Raw genomic sequence first — 16,573 nt, forward strand, 5'->3', positions numbered from 1 at the left:
ACGGCGTTACTGCCCGATGCGGTCGATGACGAGAGGGCTCGGCTCGACCGCCGTGGTCCCTATCTCCCAGCTGGATTCGAGTGCCTGCTGCGCGTATTCGAAGCGCTCGGGGGTGTCGGTGTACAGGGTTGCGAGCCGATCTCCTGCACGCACCCGATCGCCGGGCTTGGCGTGCAGACGCACACCGGCTGCACTCTGCACCGGCTCACCCTGTCGTTCGCGACCTGCCCCGAGACGCCACGCCGCCAGGCCGACGCCCATCGCGTCCAACCCGGTGACGACGCCGTCGGCCGTGGCGGTGAAGTCCTGGCTCTCCCGGGCGACGGGGAGCGCGGCATCGGGATCGCCGCCCTGCGCGGCGATCATCGTTCGCCACCGATCCATGGCGGACCCGTCGGCGAGCTTGTCGGCCGGGTCGATGCCCTCGATGCCGGCCGCGGCAAGCATTGTGCGCGCCAGCGTGATCGTCAGCTCCACGATGTCGGCCGGACCACCTCCCGCGAGTACCTCGACCGATTCCTCCACCTCGAGCGCGTTGCCCGCGGTGAGCCCGAGTGGGGTGTCCATCGCCGTCAACACCGCCAGAGTCCGTACGCCCGCATCGGTTCCGAGCTCGACCATCGCGGTCGCGAGTTCGCGCGCATCGTCGACGTTCTTCATGAACGCGCCACCGCCCACCTTGACGTCCAACACCAGCGCACCGGTGCCCTCCGCGATCTTCTTGCTCATGATCGAGCTGGCGATCAGCGGAATCGATTCGACGGTGCCGGTCACGTCTCGCAGCGCGTAGAGCTTCTTGTCGGCCGGAGCCAGATCGGCACCGGCGGCGCACACGACGGCACCGATCGCCGGATCGGCCAGGATGCGATGCATCTCCTCACCGCTGAGATCTGCTCGCCACCCGGGGATGGACTCGAGCTTGTCGAGCGTCCCCCCGGTGTGCCCGAGCCCTCGACCCGACAGCTGCGGTACCGCGGCCCCACAGGCGGCCACGAGTGGAGCCAGCGGCAACGTGATCTTGTCTCCCACACCACCGGTCGAATGCTTGTCGACGGTGGGCAGCGGTAGCGCGGAGAAGTCCATGCGGGTACCGGAGGCGATCATCGCGCGGGTCCACGTGCTCAGTTCCCGGCGAGACAATCCGCGCAACAGAATTGCCATCGCGAGTGCCGACATCTGTTCCGGCGCGACGGTTCCGCGAGTGAACTCCGCGATCACCCACTCGATCTGCTCGTCGTCCAGAACGCGACCGTCGCGCTTGGCGCTGATGATGGATACGGCGTCAGGCATGGTTGTTCACGCGTCCTTCGTCGAGGTTGTCGGGGCCGAATGCGTTCGGGAGCAACTCTGCCAGGCGAGCCGGTCCCGAGACGGTGTCGACGAGCAGATCCGGGCCGCCGAACTCGTACAGCAGCTGTCGGCATCGCCCGCACGGCATCAGGATTTCACGCCGGGAATCGCAACAGGAAAAGGCCACGAGTCTGCCGCCGCCGGTCGAGTGCAAGTTCGAGACCAACCCGCACTCCGCACAGAGCCCCAAACCGTATGAGACATTTTCCACATTGCACCCGGTCACAATCCGATCGTCGTCCACCAGAGCTGCTGCGCCGACCGGAAAGTTCGAGTACGGGGCGTACGCACGGCCCATTGCCTCATGAGCATTGTCGCGCAACGTATTCCAGTCGATTTCGTTCATGGTTACCCATCCAAGCACGGCGTCTGAATTGATGCAGAGATCCGACCGAAACAACGTCCATCAATTGGGAAGGCAAACCTAACACCGCATTTCGGCACCGTACGAACCTCGAGTCGAATTAGTTCCGTGTTTCGAATGGGTTTACAGTTTCGAGTAAGCGGCTAGTACAACCAGCACTAGGGCCGAATCGCGACAAATCGAGCCAGGCAAGACCGGCTACCGGGGCTCGATGCGTCCACCAACGACGTTGGAGGCATTGCACTCGATGAGTAGCACGACGGAAGTCGCTCCGGTCAAGGAGCGCAAGCGGTCTCTGTACCGCGGGGATCCGGGCATGTGGTCCTGGGTTCTGCACCGCATCACTGGCGTGTTGACGTTCTTCTTCTTGTTCGTCCACGTCCTCGACACGGCGATGGTTCGGGTCAACCCCGAGACGTACGACGCCATCATCGAAACCTACAAGACTCCGCTCGTCGGTCTGATGGAAATCGGTCTCGTCGCAGCAGTGCTGTACCACGCGTTGAACGGCATCCGGGTGATGCTGATCGATTTCTGGTCCAAGGGACCGCAGTACCAGAAGCCGATGCTGTGGGCGATCGCAGTCGTCTGGCTCGTCGTCATGATCCCCGGCGCGGGACGAATCTTCTACAACATGTTCACGGCGGGTGGTCACTGATGTCGACGCAGGGTCCCGAGGCGAAGGTCCTCGGCACGAACTACGACCGTCCGGCCAGCCTGGCGAACCCGCGTTCGCCGCGACGCCAGAGCAAGGGCAACTTCGAGCTCTACGCGTGGCTGTTCATGCGATTCTCCGGCCTGGCACTCGTCGTGCTCGTCCTGGGACACATGTTCATCATGTTGATGCTCGACGACGGTGTGCACCGCATCAACTTCGCGTTCGTCGCCGGTCGCTGGGCCAGCCCGTTCTGGCAGTTCTGGGATCTGACGATGTTGTGGCTGGCTCAGCTGCACGGTGGTAACGGCCTCCGGACGATCATCGCGGACTACTCCCGCAAGGACTCGACGCGATTCTGGCTGACCACGCTGCTGGTGCTGTCGATGATCCTGATCATGGGTGTCGGCACCTACGTCATCTTCACGTTCGATCCCAACATCTCGGCGAGCTAAGGACACTGACGCTTACATGCAGGAACATCGTTACGACGTACTGATCGTCGGCGCAGGCGGTGCCGGTATGCGTGCTGCGATCGAGGCCGGACCCCGCGCTCGCACAGCCGTACTGACCAAGCTCTACCCCACGCGCTCGCACACCGGCGCTGCTCAGGGCGGCATGTGCGCCGCCCTGGCCAATGTCGAGGAAGACAACTGGGAGTGGCACACGTTCGACACCGTCAAGGGCGGCGACTACCTCGCCGACCAGGACGCGGTGGAGATCATGGCCAAGGAAGCCATCGACGCAGTTCTCGATCTGGAGAAGATGGGTCTTCCGTTCAACCGGACCCCCGAAGGCAAGATCGACCAGCGGCGATTCGGTGGCCACACTCGTGATCACGGCAAAGCTCCGGTGCGTCGTGCGTGCTATGCAGCCGACCGCACCGGCCACATGATCCTGCAGACGCTCTACCAGAACTGCGTCAAGCACGACGTCGAGTTCTACAACGAGTTCTACGCACTGGATCTGTGTCTGACCGAGACCGACGACGGTCCCGTCGCGACCGGCATCATCGCCTACGAGCTCTCCACGGGTGAGCTGCACATCTTCCACGCGAAGTCGATCATCTTCGCCACCGGAGGATCGGGCCGAATCTACAAGACCACCTCCAACGCCCACACCCTCACCGGTGACGGCATGAGCATCGTGTTCCGCAAGGGTCTCCCCTTGGAGGACATGGAATTCCACCAGTTCCACCCGACAGGTCTCGCCGGCCTGGGCATCCTCATCTCCGAGGCCGTGCGAGGCGAGGGCGGCATCCTGCGGAACGAGTCGGGCGAACGCTTCATGGAGCGCTACGCACCGACCATCAAGGACCTCGCGCCCCGCGACATCGTCGCGCGCTCGATGGTGCTCGAGGTACTCGAAGGACGCGGCGGCGGCCCGAACAAGGACTACGTCTACATCGACGTCACGCACATCCCCGAGGAAGTTCTGGACGAGAAGCTCCCGGACATCATGGAGTTCTCGCGCACCTACCTCGGCGTCGACCCCGTCAAGGAGCCGGTGCCCGTCTACCCGACGTGTCACTACGTCATGGGCGGTATCCCCACCAAGATCCGCGGCGAGGTACTGCGCAACAACGAGGACATCGTTCCCGGCCTCTATGCGGCCGGTGAATGTGCCTGCGTGTCCGTCCACGGTGCCAACCGTCTCGGCACCAACTCGCTGCTCGACATCAACGTCTTCGGACGTCGTGCCGGCATTGCGGCGGCCGAGTACGCGAACTCGGTCGACTTCACCCCGCTCCCCGAGGAGCCGGCGAAGATGGTGCAGGACTGGCTGGAGTTGATCCTGTCCGACCACGGTCACGAGCGCGCAGCCGACATCCGTACCGAGATGCAGCAGTCGATGGACAACAACGCATCGGTGTTCCGTACGGAGGAGCGTCTCGAGACGGCGCTCAAGGATGTCCGCGCCCTCAAGGAGCGGTACAACAAGATCACTGTCGAGGACAAGGGCAAGCGCTACAACAGCGACCTGCTCGAGGCCATCGAACTCGGCTTCCTGCTCGAAATGGCGGAGGTCACGGTCGTCGGCGCACTCAACCGGAAGGAATCGCGCGGCGGACACGCTCGCGAGGACTACCCCGAGCGCAACGACGCCGAGTACATGAAGCACACCATGGCCTACAAAGAGGGCGAAGGTCTGCTCACCGATATCCGCTTGGATTACAAGCCGGTAATCCAAACCCGCTACGAGCCGATGGAGCGGAAGTACTGACATGAGCGCACCCACACTGGACAAGAAGTCCAACGAGTCCGATCTCCCGCCCGTCCCCGAGGGCGCGGTGATGGTCAACCTCAAGATCGCGCGCTTCAATCCCGAGAGCGGAGACGGTCAGCGCTGGGACACCTTCCAGGTCCCCACCCTGGCCACGGACCGTCTGCTCAACCTCCTGCTGTACGTGAAGGGCTACCTGGACGGAACGCTCACGTTCCGTCGCTCGTGCGCACACGGTGTCTGCGGGAGTGACGCGATGCGTATCAACGGTGTCAACCGTCTCGCCTGCAAGGTGCTGATGCGCGACATGCTCCCCAAGGACTCGTCGAAGACGCTGAACATCACCATCGAGCCCATCAAGGGTCTGCCGGTGGAGAAGGACCTCATCGTCGACATGGAGCCCTTCTTCGACGCGTTCCGCGCCGTGAAGCCGTTCCTGATGACGACGGGCAACGAGCCGACCCGCGAGCGGATCCAGTCCGCGGCGGACCGCGCCCGTTTCGACGACACCACCAAGTGCATCCTGTGCGCGTGCTGCACCACCTCGTGCCCCGTGTTCTGGAGCGACGGCAGTTACTTCGGTCCGGCCGCCATCGTCAACGCACACCGGTTCATCTTCGACAGCCGTGACGAGGGTGCAACCGAGCGTCTGGACATCCTCAACGATGTCGAGGGCGTGTGGCGTTGCCGCACCACCTTCAACTGCACCGACGCATGCCCTCGCGGCATCCAGGTCACCAAGGCGATTCAGGAAGTCAAGCGCGCGTTGCTCTTCGCCCGCTAGTCACCGAATCCGACGACGAAAGCGCCCCTTCGCACACGCGAAGGGGCGCTTTCGTCTGTCCGTCACACGAACGCGCCGAAGCCCGTCACTCCGCGGCCGACGATCAGGTTGTTGATCTGTGCGGTGCCCTCGTAGGAGTACAGGGCCTCGGCATCGGCGAAGAATCGGATGACGTCGTGTTCGATGAGAATTCCGTTGCCGCCCAGTATCTCTCGCGCCCAGCCGACGACCTCGCGCAGTCGCGTCGTACAGAACGTCTTGGCCAGCGCCGCGTGTTCGTCGTAGTGGACGCCGTTGTCCTGCAACTGAGCGACACGAATCGCCATGCCGAGCGAAGCGGTGATGTTCGCCGTCATGCGCGCGATCAGATCGGAGATCAGCTGGAACGACGCGATCGGAGATCCGAACTGTTCGCGTTCGCGCGCATACGCCACGGCTCGTTCGTACGCGCCCATCATCACGCCGACGGCCTGGAAGGCCACTCCTCCGCGGGTCAAACGAAGCACCTTCGCGGTGTCGGCGAACGAGTTGGCCTCGGCAAGCTTGTTGGCGACCGGGACTCGGCAGTTCTCCAGATGGATGTCCGCGTTCTCGACCGCGCGAAGCGAGTACTTGCCCTCGATCTTCTCGGCCCGGAATCCCTCGAAACCCTGCTCGACGACAAAGCCCTTGACCTCGCCGTCGGCCTCGTCCTTGGCGAAGACGATGGTCAGATCAGCGAAGGTGGCGTTGCCGATCCAGCGCTTGCTGCCGTTGAGGATCCAGTGATCTCCGTCGAGTCGAGCGGTGGTCTCGAGTCCGCCTGCGACGTCGGACCCACCGTGAGGTTCGGACAGTCCGAACGCGCCGATCTTCTCCATTCGGCGCATGGCAGGCAGCCACCGCTCGCGCTGCTCCTCCGAACCGAGTATCGAGATACTGCTCATCGCCAGCGAACTGTGCACGCTGAACATCGTTCCCGTGGACGGATCGACCCGGGCGAACTCCATCTCGAGCCAGCCGGTGAGCAGCTTGCGGGAGGCCTTACGGTCCGAGAATGCGTAGCCGAGACCGGCGATTTCGAGCTCAGCGATCTTCGGCAGCAGGTGCACCGGAGAGGCGGCCTTCTCCCAGAATTCGTTCGCCCGCGGCGCGACCTCGTCCTGCAGGAACCGACGGGTGCGCAGGACCGCCTCGGTCTCGGAGTCGTCGAGCATGCTCTGATACCCGTAGAAATCGGATTCGAGAAAGTCCGGCGACAGTGGTCCGAGGGGCTCGTGCTCGCTCATGTTCGGCTCCTTCGTCTGGTGCCTCCGTCGGGCACCGCTACCGATCTTCTACCCGCCGCGCCCGATTCTCACGCATGGACCGGGGCCCTGGCAGGTCAGCGGCGCAGTTCGTCGGAGAGGGTCGCCAGTTCGTCGCCGCCTGCCATTTCCTTGGTGAGGTCGTCGAGCGAGATGTCGTGATGCGCACAGTCCAACGTCTGACGTCCACGATCGAGCAGGACGAAGTGATCTCCGACCAGGTACGCGTGGTGAGGATTGTGGGTGATGAACACGACGCCGAAGCCCTTCTCCCTGGCCGCCGAGATGTACCGGAGAACCATGCCGGACTGTTTGACGCCGAGAGCGGCGGTCGGCTCGTCGAGAATGAGCACTCGGGCACCGAAGAAGATGGCCCGAGCGATGGCCACGCACTGACGTTGACCACCGGACAACGAGCCGATGGGGGCATCGACGTCCGGCAGATCGATACCCATCTTGCGGAGTTCGTCGATGGTTCTCGCGCGCATGGCATGGGTGTCGAGGGTCTTGAGAACTCTGCCCTTGCGCAGCTCCTGGCCGAGAAAGAAGTTGCGCCACACCGGCATCAGGGAGACGACCGCGAGATCCTGGTAGACCGTGGAGATGCCCTGTTCCACCGCCTGCTTGGGCGAACCGAACGTTGTCGGGTTGCCATCGACGAGCAGTTCACCCTCCGACGGCCGATGCAGACCGGACATGATCTTGATCAGAGTGGACTTGCCTGCGCCGTTGTCACCGAGAACGCAGGTGACCTCACCGGCACCGACGCGGAGGTCTATCCCGTGCAGCGCAATGATGTTGCCGTAGCTCTTACCCACGCCTTTCAGCTCGATGAGGGGCGTGTTCGCGGAGGACGTCATGGTCACCTTTTCGCCGCGTAGTTACGGAAGGAGCTGTTCGCGATCACTGCGAACAGCAGCATCGCGCCGAGGAAGAACTTGAACCAGTCCGGGTTCCAGCCCGCATAGACGATGCCCTGGTTGGTCATGCCGAAGATGAACGCTCCGATGAAAGCACCGACAGCCGTGCCGTATCCACCGGTGAGCAGGCATCCACCGATGACGGCAGCGATGATGTAGAGGAATTCGTTGCCCACGCCTTGGCCGGACTGGACGGTGTCGAACGCGAACAGCAGGTGCATGCCGACGAACCAGGCGCAGAAGCCGACGAACATGAACAAGCCGATCTTGACCCGGGTGACCGGGACACCGACGGCTCGCGCCGATTCCTGGTTGCCGCCGACTGCGAAGATCCAGTTGCCGATTCGGGTCTTCATCAGCACCCAGGTCGCGGCGAGGGTGAACACGATCCACCACACGACGGTGATGCGGACCGAGACCCCCAGCAGCGAGAACGAGGACGAGAACACGGCCTTCGCCGAGTCGAATCCCTCCATGTCAGAGATGGACGGGGTGGCGACCTGGCCGGTGACGAGCTTGGTGACGGCGAGGTTGATGCCGGTGAGCATCAGGAACGACGCCAACGTGATCAGGAACGACGGAATCTTCGTCGTCATCACCAGGTATCCGTTGAGGAACCCGACCGCCAGTGCCAGCAGCAGCGCCAACGCAGAGCCCGCCCAGACGTTCAGGTGCAGGTTGTAGGCCAGCATGGAGGCCATGATCGAGGAGAACGTCACCGCAACCCCGGTGGAGAGGTCGAATTCTCCGCCGATCATCAACAGGGAGACACCGATCGCCATGATGCCGATGGTCGAGGATGCGTACAGCACGGTGGCCAGAGCCTCGGGCGATCGAAACGGCGGTGCCACGATGCAGAAGAAGACGAAGATGGCGACCGCGCCGAACAGGGCACCGACCTCCGGTCGAATCAGCAACCGCTGCAACGGTTTCTGCTTCTTGACCCGCTCGTCTGCAATCACGGTGTGTTCGGACAGAGCCGGATCGGCCTGTGTGGACATGATGTTCCTTCCGCGCCGAAGCGACGTACTCAGCGCGTGCCGTTGCGGGCGTACTCGGCGACCGCGTCGATGTTGGTCGAATCGATGAACGCGGGCCCGGTCAGCACCGGGGTGCCGCCGCCGATCGTGTTGCCGTTGTTGAGATAGAGCCACAACGAGTCGATGGCCAGGTAACCCTGCAGGTAGGGCTGCTGATCGATGGCCCACGCCACATCACCGGACTCGATCGCATCGACGAGTGCAGCGTTGGTGTCGAAGGTGACGATCGTGGCGTCGCTGCCCGCATTGTTCTTGGACTGCACCGCGGTCAGCGCGATCGGAGCGGCCAGCGCGATGACGTGGTCGATGGTCGGGTCCTGCTGCAGCTTGGCGGTGATGGTCGACTCGACGGACGGCATGTCCTTGCTGTTGACGTTGAGGATCTCGGTGGTACCTCCGAAGCCCTGGTTCACGCCTGCACAGCGCGCCTCGAGTGCCACGGCACCCTGCTCCTGGATGATGCACAGAGTCTTGCGTGCACCGTCCTCGGTGAGGCGAGCCCCGGCGGCCTGTCCGGCGATGGTCTCGTCCTGACCGAAGTACTGCTGGACTCCCATGTCCTTCCAGGAGTCGTAGCCGGAATTGAACGCGACGACCGGGATGCCCGCGGCGGTCGCCGCCTCGACGGCGGGCGCCATCGCGTCGGGTTTGGCCAGAGTGACCGCGATTCCGTCGACTTTCGAGTCGATCGCACTCTGGACGAGGTTGGCCTGGTTGGGTGCTTCGGGATCTGCGGAGTAGCGCAGCTCGATGTTGTCCTTGGCCGCCGCGGCCTCGGCACCCTTGCGAACCAGATCCCAGAAGGTGTCGCCGGGAACCTCGTGCGTGATCATCGCGATCGTCGCCGACGGCGTGTCGGCGACGCCCGCGTTGCTCCCGTCGTCGGACGACCGAGGAGCACCACCGGTGCTCGAACAGGCAGCGAGAGTCAGTGCCGCGACCGCGCATACCGCGATCGGCCCGCGCCTTTGCCGAACCTTCATTGCACTTCCCTTTCCAACAACCGGCTGTCGAACACCGACGAATCCGACCCGCCGACCTGATCACTGTAAGAAACGATGGGTACCTGTCACGCATCTTCGACGATTATTCGTCGGTCGAGGAAACCGTGTGCGCACCATCGGACCTCGGACGACATGAGAGAACTCTCATCTCGGATTCACGTAGCCACAATCCATCGTCGTCAGACTCGGCTGTGTGCGAACCATCATCGTCTCGGCCCTGGGACTGCTCACGCTCGCCGTACTCGTCACGGCCTTGCTGACGACGCGATCGACGGGCGAGCAGACCCCGTTGCCCGCACCCATCGTCGCACCCGCCGCACCCACGCAATCCGCCCCGGGTACCCCGCAACCCGTTCCCCCGGCACCGGTACCGGGCGAACCCGCGCCGACCACCGCGCCACAGCCGGTGGCACCGGACGGATTCGTGCCCCCACCGCCGCTGCCTCCTGCCGACTGGGACGATGATTTCGACGACGACTGGGATGACGATGACGACGACGACTGACTCCGCTGCGAGACCGACCACGTGATGCGGACGCGACTGCTCGCCCTACGCCCGACGAGCGCCCGAAGCCGCATCCTCTCGTGGGTCCTTCTGCTGGTGCTGGCATCTCTGGCAGCCGTCACCGTCACCACCTGGCTGCTCATGATCCGTGCGACCGACAATCGCATGCGCGAATCGCTGCGCACCGAGATCGCCGAGTTCACCACCCTCACCGACGCAGGCGTCGATCCGGGAACCGGTGCACCGTTCGACGACATCGACGACGTGCTCCGCGTGGTGATCACCTACAACCTCGCCCGGCCCAACGAGAAATTCCTGGGCTACGTGGACGGTACGTTCGCCGTGCAGAGCAGGCAGCAGGCACCGGTGCGTCTCTCCGACGACACCGGCTTCACCGCCGAGGTCGGCACCGTCACCGCGCCGGTGGAGGGTTCGTATTCGAGCGCAGCAGGTGAGGTGGTGTACCTCGCGGTACCGGTCTCCCTGGCGGGCGACCCGGTGACCGGGGTCGTGGTCGCCGCCTACTTCGCCGACCAGGAACGCGCCTCGGCGAACGAGACCGCGACTCTGATGCTCGTCGTCGGCGGCGTCACCTCGGTGCTGGCGGCAGTGGGGGCGTGGTTCGTCGCGGGCCGCATCATGTCGCCGATCAGACACATCACCGCCACCGCCAGAACGATCACCGAGACCGACCTGTCCGGCCGAATCACCGACGCCAGAACGACGGGTCGAGGCGACGACATAGGAGCCCTGATCGACACGCTGAACTCGATGCTCGACCGGCTCGAGTCCGGCGCGGCGAGCCAACGTCGATTCCTCGACGACGCAGGCCACGAACTCCGCACTCCCATCACCATCGTCCGCGGTCATCTCGACGTGCTCGACCACGACGACCCCGTCGACGTTCGCGATACCGTCGCGCTCGTCGACGACGAACTCGATCGGATGAACCGACTCGTCGCCGACTTGTTGCTGCTCACCCGGGCCGACCAGACGAGCTTCGTCACGCCCGTGGACACCGATGTCGACGCGCTCACTCGAAGCGTGTTCGACAAGGTGACCACCCTCGCCGACCGGGAATGGGTGCTGGAGGCGAGCGCAACCGTCCACGCGCCGATCGACGCACAACGACTGACCCAAGCACTGCTGGCGTTGGCGGACAACGCCACTCACCACACGATGCCCGGCAGCCGCATCGGTATCGGTTCACAACTGTCCGACGGCGACATCCGGTTCTGGGTCACCGACTCGGGCCCGGGAATCGAGCGCGACGAGCAGGAAAGAATCTTCGAGCGCTTCGCCCGCGGTCGAAACGGAACCAGACGCACCGAGGGCGCGGGGCTCGGATTGTCCATCGTCACCGCCATCGCACAGGCACACCGAGGACGGGTGAGTGTCGGCAGCGCACCGGGGCACGGGGCCACGTTCACCATCACGATTCCACTGACCGATTCCCTACCTCCGCAGAAGGATCGACCATGGCCCGCATCCTGATCGCCGAAGACGAACCTCGTATCGCCTCGTTCGTGCACAAGGGGTTGCGAGCGAGCGGTTTCAGCACGACGACGGTCTCCGACGGCAGATCCGCGTACGAACACGCCCGCAGTGGTGACTTCGATCTGGTGGTACTCGACATCGGTCTGCCGATCATGGACGGCTTCGAGGTACTGCAGCGGTTGCGTGGAGAGCACTGCGAGATACCGGTGATCGTGTTGACCGCCCGCGACAGCGTCCAGGACGTGGTGTCCGGTCTCGAGACCGGTGCCGACGACTACATGGCCAAGCCGTTCCGATTCGAGGAACTGCTCGCGCGTATCCGAGTTCGCCTGGGCACCAAACGAACCGTCGACACCACCCAGCTCGCCGTCGGTGACCTCACCCTCGACCTGCGTACCCGGCGAGCAGTGGTCGCAGACCGGACCGTCGACCTCTCGGCCCGCGAGTTCGCCCTGGCCGAGACCTTCATGCGACACCCCGGCCAGGTCCTCTCGCGGGAACAACTCCTGTCGCAGGTGTGGGGCTACGACTTCGACCCGGGCTCCAATGTCGTCGACGTCTACGTCCGCTATCTACGAGCGAAATTCGGTGCCGAAAAAATCGAGACCGTTCGCGGAATGGGATACCGGCTGTCGGAAACATGAGCGGCGTCGGCCGGGCCGACGCCGCTCACCGGTCTCAGTCGTCCCGGCCGTTGTCGTCGTCCAGATCGTTGTCATCGTCGTTGTCGTCGTCGTCCAGATCGTCGGCGTCATCGTTCCGGTCGTCCCAATCGTCGTCACGATCGTTCCGGTCGTCCCAATCGTCGTCACGACCGTTCAGGTCGTCGTTCCGGTCATCCCAATCGTCGTTGCGGTCGTCCCAATCGTCGTCACGACCGTTCAGGTCGTCGTTCCGGTCGTCCCAGTCGTCGTAGCGGTCGTCAGCGATCTGCGTCGGAGCCGGCGGCTGCGCTGGGACTGCCGGCTGGACAGGAACCGGATCGGCGACAGGCTGCCGCTGTTCCACCGAGATCGAGGACGGCCGCTGCTGAGTGGGGTCGTCGTCGGCGATCGCGAGTGCGCCGACGCTTCCGAGAGTGACGACAACGGCTGCTGCGCCGACGATCAAGAACTTTCCTGGCATTCTCATGACTGCTCCTTCGATCCGGGTTCTGTGGGCCACCGTTTCGGTGATGACTCAACGATGGCGGTCGAACGTGAGAAGCGAAGGAGCACAACATGAGCGAGTTCTCATACTGAATACGGGCGGGTGCCGCGACGCGAGGGGCGACAGTCGGCCGTTGCCGGTGACGATGTCGAGACCAGAACCGGAGCGGTCGTTCGAGTGATGCTCGCCGGTGGGTCGCCACGTCGACCGACCCCCGAGAGCCTATGGTGATTCGCGATGAAAAGGATCAGAGTGTGCGTGGCCGTATCGGCGGTGTCGATGGTCCTCGTCGGCATCGGTAGTGGACCGGCTCTCGCACAGCCTGCCGCCGAGCCACCCGTCGCGACGACGACACCGCCGTTCACGACGCCCGACACCGACAGCTGCCCGTTCGCGGCGTCGCCTCCCCCTGCGATCGACCTGTCCGAGGTCCCTGCACCGGGAAGCACTGCTCCGCAGCCGCTTCCGATCCCCGCAGAGGCCGTCGGCGGCGATCGACTCGCCGAGTGCGGCGCAGTGCTACCGGACGGTGCTCCCCCACTGCCTGCAGACATCTCGGCCACCGGCTTCGTGGTGGCCGACATGGACTCCGGTTCCGTTCTGGCCGCCAAGGATCCGCACGGGAGGCACCGTCCGGCGAGCACCATCAAGGTGCTCCTCGCGATCGTCGCTCTGAACGAGCTGGACCTGAGTACCCAGATCACCGCGACCGCCGAGGATGCCGATGCGGAAGGCAGTGCCGTCGGCATCGGAAAGAACGGCGTCTACACCAATCTTCAATTGATGCAGGGTCTGGTGATGGCCTCGGGAAACGATGCAGCGCATGCGTTGTCGAGGCAGTTGGGCGGAGACGCGGCCACGGTGGAGAAGATGAATGCCACGGCTGCCGAACTGGGTGCACTCGACACTCGCACCGCCACGCCGTCGGGTCTCGACGGTCCGGGCATGGCGAGCTCGGCCTACGATCTGGCCCTCATCTACCGAGCGGCCATGCGTAATCCGACCTTCGCGCAACTGATTTCGACCGAGACCGTTCAGTTTCCCGGCTACCCGAGGGATCCTATGATCCCGGACGACCAAGACCGGCCCGGGTTCACCCTCTCGAACGACAATCAGCTGCTCTACAACTACGAGGGAGCACTCGGCGGCAAAACCGGGTACACCGACGATGCTCGCCAGACATTCGTCGCAGGAGCTGAGCGGGGCGGTCGACGTCTCGTCGTGACGATCGTGAAAGGCGATGTGCTGCCGATCCGGCCGTGGGAGCAAGCGGCCCGCCTGTTGGACTACGGGTTCGCGCTCGATTCGAGCCGCGGCGTAGGCGAACTCGTGGAGCCGCAGTCGACGTCCGCGGCGACGAGCACACGCGCGCCCGAGGCCACGCCGACTCTGGCCCAGCCGCCCGCATCGGCCTCGGGGTCGAGCTCCCGCCAGTCCGAGATGCAGGCCCAAGGCGACACCGTCGTGCGCATCGCGATAGGTGTCATCGGTTCGATCGTGGTGATCGGGCTGCTGTGGGGAGCTCGACGGCTTTCGCGCAACCGCTGAACCATCTCCGCCACAAGCCGTCGCGAGAGATTCAGCGGCGTCTGTTGCGCAATCCCGCGACACCGAGTGCAGCGAGGGCACCGGCACCCACCAGCGCCAGCCCGCCCGTCACGCCCGGTCCTTCGCTGACCTCGACCCTGGTGTTGATCACGGCCGGTTCCGGTGCCGGAACATGCGCTTCTGCGAGGCTTTCGCGAGTCGTCGCAGCGAACGCCGTGGAGAACAGCACCAGCCGTGACGTCGTGAAGACGAACACCAGCAGACCGATGATCGGTCCGAACACCACGCCAGCGGGGCCACTCGTCACCGACGCGAGGTAGATGGCACCGAGCTGCTTGAAGATCTCGAACCCGACGGCGGCCAGCAGAGCACCTTTGGCTGCACTGCGCCACGACACGGGCTCGCGCGGCAGCCGCGAGATCACCCAGGTGAACAACGCCCACGTGCCCGCCAATGCCAGGAGAATCGAGAACACACGCAGTGCGATACCGACTCCCGGAACGGAGTCGAGATTGGCCCACTCGAGAATGCTGCGCATCACATCACCACCGGCAAGCGCCGAGAGCGCCAGCGACAACACCAGCGCAGTGCCCAGCCCGAGCAACGCGGCGAAGTCCTTTGCCTTGGTCGCGAGAAAACCGCCCTGCTCGTGCTGGCTCTCCCACATGGCGGTCAGTGCCTCCCGCAGGTTGGCGATCCATCCGAGACCTGCGTACAGAGCGCCGAGCAGACCGATGATGCCGACGCTCGTCCGCGATTCGATGGCCGTCTGGATCAACGAACTGATGGTCTCACCGAAGCTGCCGGGCACGTTCTCGGCAACCTGGGACTGGATCTCGGCAAGCCACTCGGGCTGACTCGCCAGCACGAAACCGGCGACCGCAAAGGCGACCATCAGCAGCGGGAACAACGCCAGCACACTGAAATACGTCATGCCTGCCGCGTAGTAGTCGCCCTTCTGACCCTGATATCGCTGCGCCGCAACGACGGTGTGATCGAGCCACGGCCACCGGTTGCGCCGGTCGTCGAGCATGGCCTTGAAATCTGGCATGGCACTCACCTTCTCGCTGTCGTCGGCCGCTGTCGGATCGTGTTGCCACGGTGCTGCACTTCGATACGCCGTTTCGCGAAGGACTGCACGGCGACATCCAGTGTGTCGTAAATGCTATGCGCCCGGAGGCAGGAAACCCACCCGGTCGTAGACCTGAGCAAGCGTTCGACCCGCAACTTCCCTGGCTCGATCCGCACCGGCCGCGAGGATGCGATCGAGTTCGGCGACGTCGGACATGAAGCCGTCCATCCGCTCGCGCAATGGAACTACGAATTCGGTCAGGACGTCCGCGGTGTCGGACTTGAGGTCGCCGTATCCCTTACCCGCGTAACCGGCCACGAGATCCTCGATACTCGTACCTGACAAGGCAGACTGGATGACCAGCAGATTACTGACCCCCGCCTTGTTCTCGGTATCGAACACGATGTCGCGCTCGTTATCGGTCACCGCTGACCGAATCTTCTTCGCCGACACCTTCGGGTCGTCGAGAATGTTGACGATGCCCGCCGGATTCGACGTGGACTTGCTCATCTTCGCGGAGGGATCCTGCAGATCGAAGATCTTCGCGGTGCCCTTGATGATGTGCGCATCGGGCACGACGAACGTCTTCTTGAACCGAGTGTTGAAACGCTGCGCCAGATCACGAGTCAACTCGAGGTGTTGCCGCTGATCCTCGCCCACAGGTACCAGATTCGGCCGGTAGAGCAGGATATCGGCGGCCTGCAGAATCGGGTAGGTGAACAGACCGACGCTGGTGTGATCGCGACCCTGCTTGGCGGACTTGTCCTTGAACTGCGTCATCCGCGCCGCTTCGCCGAACCCGGTGATGCAGTTCAGGACCCACGCCAACTGCGCATGCTCGGGTACCTGACTCTGCACGAACAGCGTCGACTTCTCCGGATCGATTCCCACCGCGAGCAACTGCGCCGCGGCCACCCGGGTGCGGCGACGCAGTTCCTTCGGGTCCTGGGGAACGGTGATCGCATGCAGGTCCGGGATGAAGTAGAACGCGTCGAACTCGTCCTGCAACTCCACCCAGTTCCGCACCGCACCCAGGTAGTTACCGAGATGAAACGAATCGGCAGTCGGTTGGATGCCGGAGAGCACCCGCCGACGCGGACCCTGCGGAGTGTCGATGGAGTCGGAAGAAGACATACCGCAATCTTTTCACGACCCCGTCGACGCCCACTTCCTGGC

17 protein-coding genes are annotated in these 16,573 nt (G+C 64.0%); 8 read left to right on the forward strand and 9 right to left on the reverse strand.

The genetic code is table 11. The features are described 5' to 3' along the window. Nucleotides 1–6: 6 nt before the first annotated feature. Entirely contained in the window at nt 7–1,290 is a 1,284-nt protein-coding gene (locus MTX34_RS01225; protein WP_243608163.1) for a thymidine phosphorylase, read from the reverse strand. After that, complete coding sequence (locus tag MTX34_RS01230) at nt 1,283–1,696, reverse strand: cytidine deaminase (RefSeq protein WP_243608164.1); 414 nt, start codon at nt 1,694–1,696, stop codon at nt 1,283–1,285. The genes MTX34_RS01225 and MTX34_RS01230 overlap by 8 nt, the downstream gene beginning before the upstream one ends. A 265-nt stretch (nt 1,697–1,961) precedes the next feature. Between MTX34_RS01230 and sdhC the strand changes: the two genes are divergently transcribed. The 4 genes from sdhC to MTX34_RS01250 are packed head-to-tail and all read left to right on the forward strand — an operon-like array spanning nt 1,962 to nt 5,376. Continuing rightward, nucleotides 1,962–2,372, forward strand: coding sequence for a succinate dehydrogenase, cytochrome b556 subunit (gene sdhC / locus MTX34_RS01235; RefSeq protein WP_082073728.1), 411 nt, complete (start codon nt 1,962–1,964; stop codon nt 2,370–2,372). Continuing rightward, complete coding sequence (locus MTX34_RS01240) at nt 2,372–2,824, forward strand: succinate dehydrogenase hydrophobic membrane anchor subunit (protein ID WP_027496419.1); 453 nt, start codon at nt 2,372–2,374, stop codon at nt 2,822–2,824. The genes sdhC and MTX34_RS01240 overlap by 1 nt, the downstream gene beginning before the upstream one ends. A gap of 16 nt (nt 2,825–2,840) precedes the next feature. Continuing rightward, entirely contained in the window at nt 2,841–4,592 is a 1,752-nt protein-coding gene (sdhA, locus tag MTX34_RS01245; RefSeq protein ID WP_037188148.1) for a succinate dehydrogenase flavoprotein subunit, read from the forward strand. 1 nt (nt 4,593) lies between these two features. Continuing rightward, nucleotides 4,594–5,376, forward strand: coding sequence for a succinate dehydrogenase iron-sulfur subunit (locus MTX34_RS01250; protein WP_008718029.1), 783 nt, complete (start codon nt 4,594–4,596; stop codon nt 5,374–5,376). A gap of 62 nt (nt 5,377–5,438) precedes the next feature. On the opposite strand, the gene MTX34_RS01255 is transcribed toward MTX34_RS01250, so the two are convergent. The 4 genes from MTX34_RS01255 to MTX34_RS01270 all read right to left on the reverse strand — a co-directional run bounded on the left by MTX34_RS01255 (nt 5,439) and on the right by MTX34_RS01270 (nt 9,605). Then, nucleotides 5,439–6,644 carry an acyl-CoA dehydrogenase family protein gene (locus MTX34_RS01255; protein ID WP_243608165.1) on the reverse strand — a complete coding sequence of 402 codons (1,206 nt, stop codon included), beginning with the start codon at nt 6,642–6,644 and terminating at the stop codon, nt 5,439–5,441. Nucleotides 6,645–6,739: 95 nt separating this feature from the next. Continuing rightward, the gene (locus MTX34_RS01260) at nt 6,740–7,522 is read right to left on the reverse strand and encodes an ATP-binding cassette domain-containing protein (protein ID WP_243608166.1); all 783 of its coding nucleotides are present in this window, start codon (nt 7,520–7,522) and stop codon (nt 6,740–6,742) included. A 2-nt stretch (nt 7,523–7,524) separates the two neighbouring features. Next, on the reverse strand, nt 7,525–8,583 hold the full coding sequence (locus MTX34_RS01265; protein ID WP_243608167.1) for an ABC transporter permease: 1,059 nt from the start codon (nt 8,581–8,583) through the stop codon (nt 7,525–7,527). Between the two features lie 29 nt (nt 8,584–8,612). Beyond that, on the reverse strand, nt 8,613–9,605 hold the full coding sequence (locus MTX34_RS01270; RefSeq protein WP_243594826.1) for a substrate-binding domain-containing protein: 993 nt from the start codon (nt 9,603–9,605) through the stop codon (nt 8,613–8,615). Nucleotides 9,606–9,819: 214 nt separating this feature from the next. Between MTX34_RS01270 and MTX34_RS01275 the strand changes: the two genes are divergently transcribed. From MTX34_RS01275 to MTX34_RS01285, 3 genes are read left to right on the forward strand one after another with little or no spacing between them, the layout of a single operon-like run. Continuing rightward, nucleotides 9,820–10,131, forward strand: coding sequence for a hypothetical protein (locus tag MTX34_RS01275; protein WP_243594825.1), 312 nt, complete (start codon nt 9,820–9,822; stop codon nt 10,129–10,131). A 24-nt stretch (nt 10,132–10,155) separates the two neighbouring features. Next, nucleotides 10,156–11,625 carry a HAMP domain-containing sensor histidine kinase gene (locus tag MTX34_RS01280; protein ID WP_243608168.1) on the forward strand — a complete coding sequence of 490 codons (1,470 nt, stop codon included), beginning with the start codon at nt 10,156–10,158 and terminating at the stop codon, nt 11,623–11,625. Further along, nucleotides 11,610–12,272: a response regulator transcription factor gene (locus MTX34_RS01285; RefSeq protein ID WP_243608169.1), complete on the forward strand. Its 663-nt coding sequence runs from the start codon at nt 11,610–11,612 to the stop codon at nt 12,270–12,272. The genes MTX34_RS01280 and MTX34_RS01285 overlap by 16 nt, the downstream gene beginning before the upstream one ends. A gap of 34 nt (nt 12,273–12,306) precedes the next feature. Here the strand turns inward: MTX34_RS01285 and MTX34_RS01290 are convergent, their stop codons facing one another. Then, nucleotides 12,307–12,759, reverse strand: a complete 453-nt coding sequence (locus MTX34_RS01290; RefSeq protein ID WP_243608170.1) for a hypothetical protein — start codon at nt 12,757–12,759, stop codon at nt 12,307–12,309. Nucleotides 12,760–13,014: 255 nt separating this feature from the next. On the opposite strand from MTX34_RS01290, the gene MTX34_RS01295 reads away from it, so the two are divergent. Then, on the forward strand, nt 13,015–14,325 hold the full coding sequence (locus MTX34_RS01295) for a D-alanyl-D-alanine carboxypeptidase family protein (protein ID WP_243608171.1): 1,311 nt from the start codon (nt 13,015–13,017) through the stop codon (nt 14,323–14,325). A gap of 31 nt (nt 14,326–14,356) precedes the next feature. Here MTX34_RS01295 and yhjD read toward each other — a convergent pair whose 3' ends face one another. Continuing rightward, nucleotides 14,357–15,376 carry an inner membrane protein YhjD gene (gene yhjD, locus MTX34_RS01300; protein ID WP_243608172.1) on the reverse strand — a complete coding sequence of 340 codons (1,020 nt, stop codon included), beginning with the start codon at nt 15,374–15,376 and terminating at the stop codon, nt 14,357–14,359. A 114-nt stretch (nt 15,377–15,490) separates the two neighbouring features. After that, nucleotides 15,491–16,531 (reverse strand): tryptophan--tRNA ligase, encoded by a 1,041-nt coding sequence (trpS, locus tag MTX34_RS01305; RefSeq protein WP_243594819.1) that lies wholly within the window; start codon nt 16,529–16,531, stop codon nt 15,491–15,493. Nucleotides 16,532–16,573: the final 42 nt, after the last annotated feature.

The organism is Rhodococcus sp. ARC_M5 (assembly GCF_022810405.1).
Classification (GTDB): domain Bacteria; phylum Actinomycetota; class Actinomycetes; order Mycobacteriales; family Mycobacteriaceae; genus Rhodococcoides; species Rhodococcoides navarretei.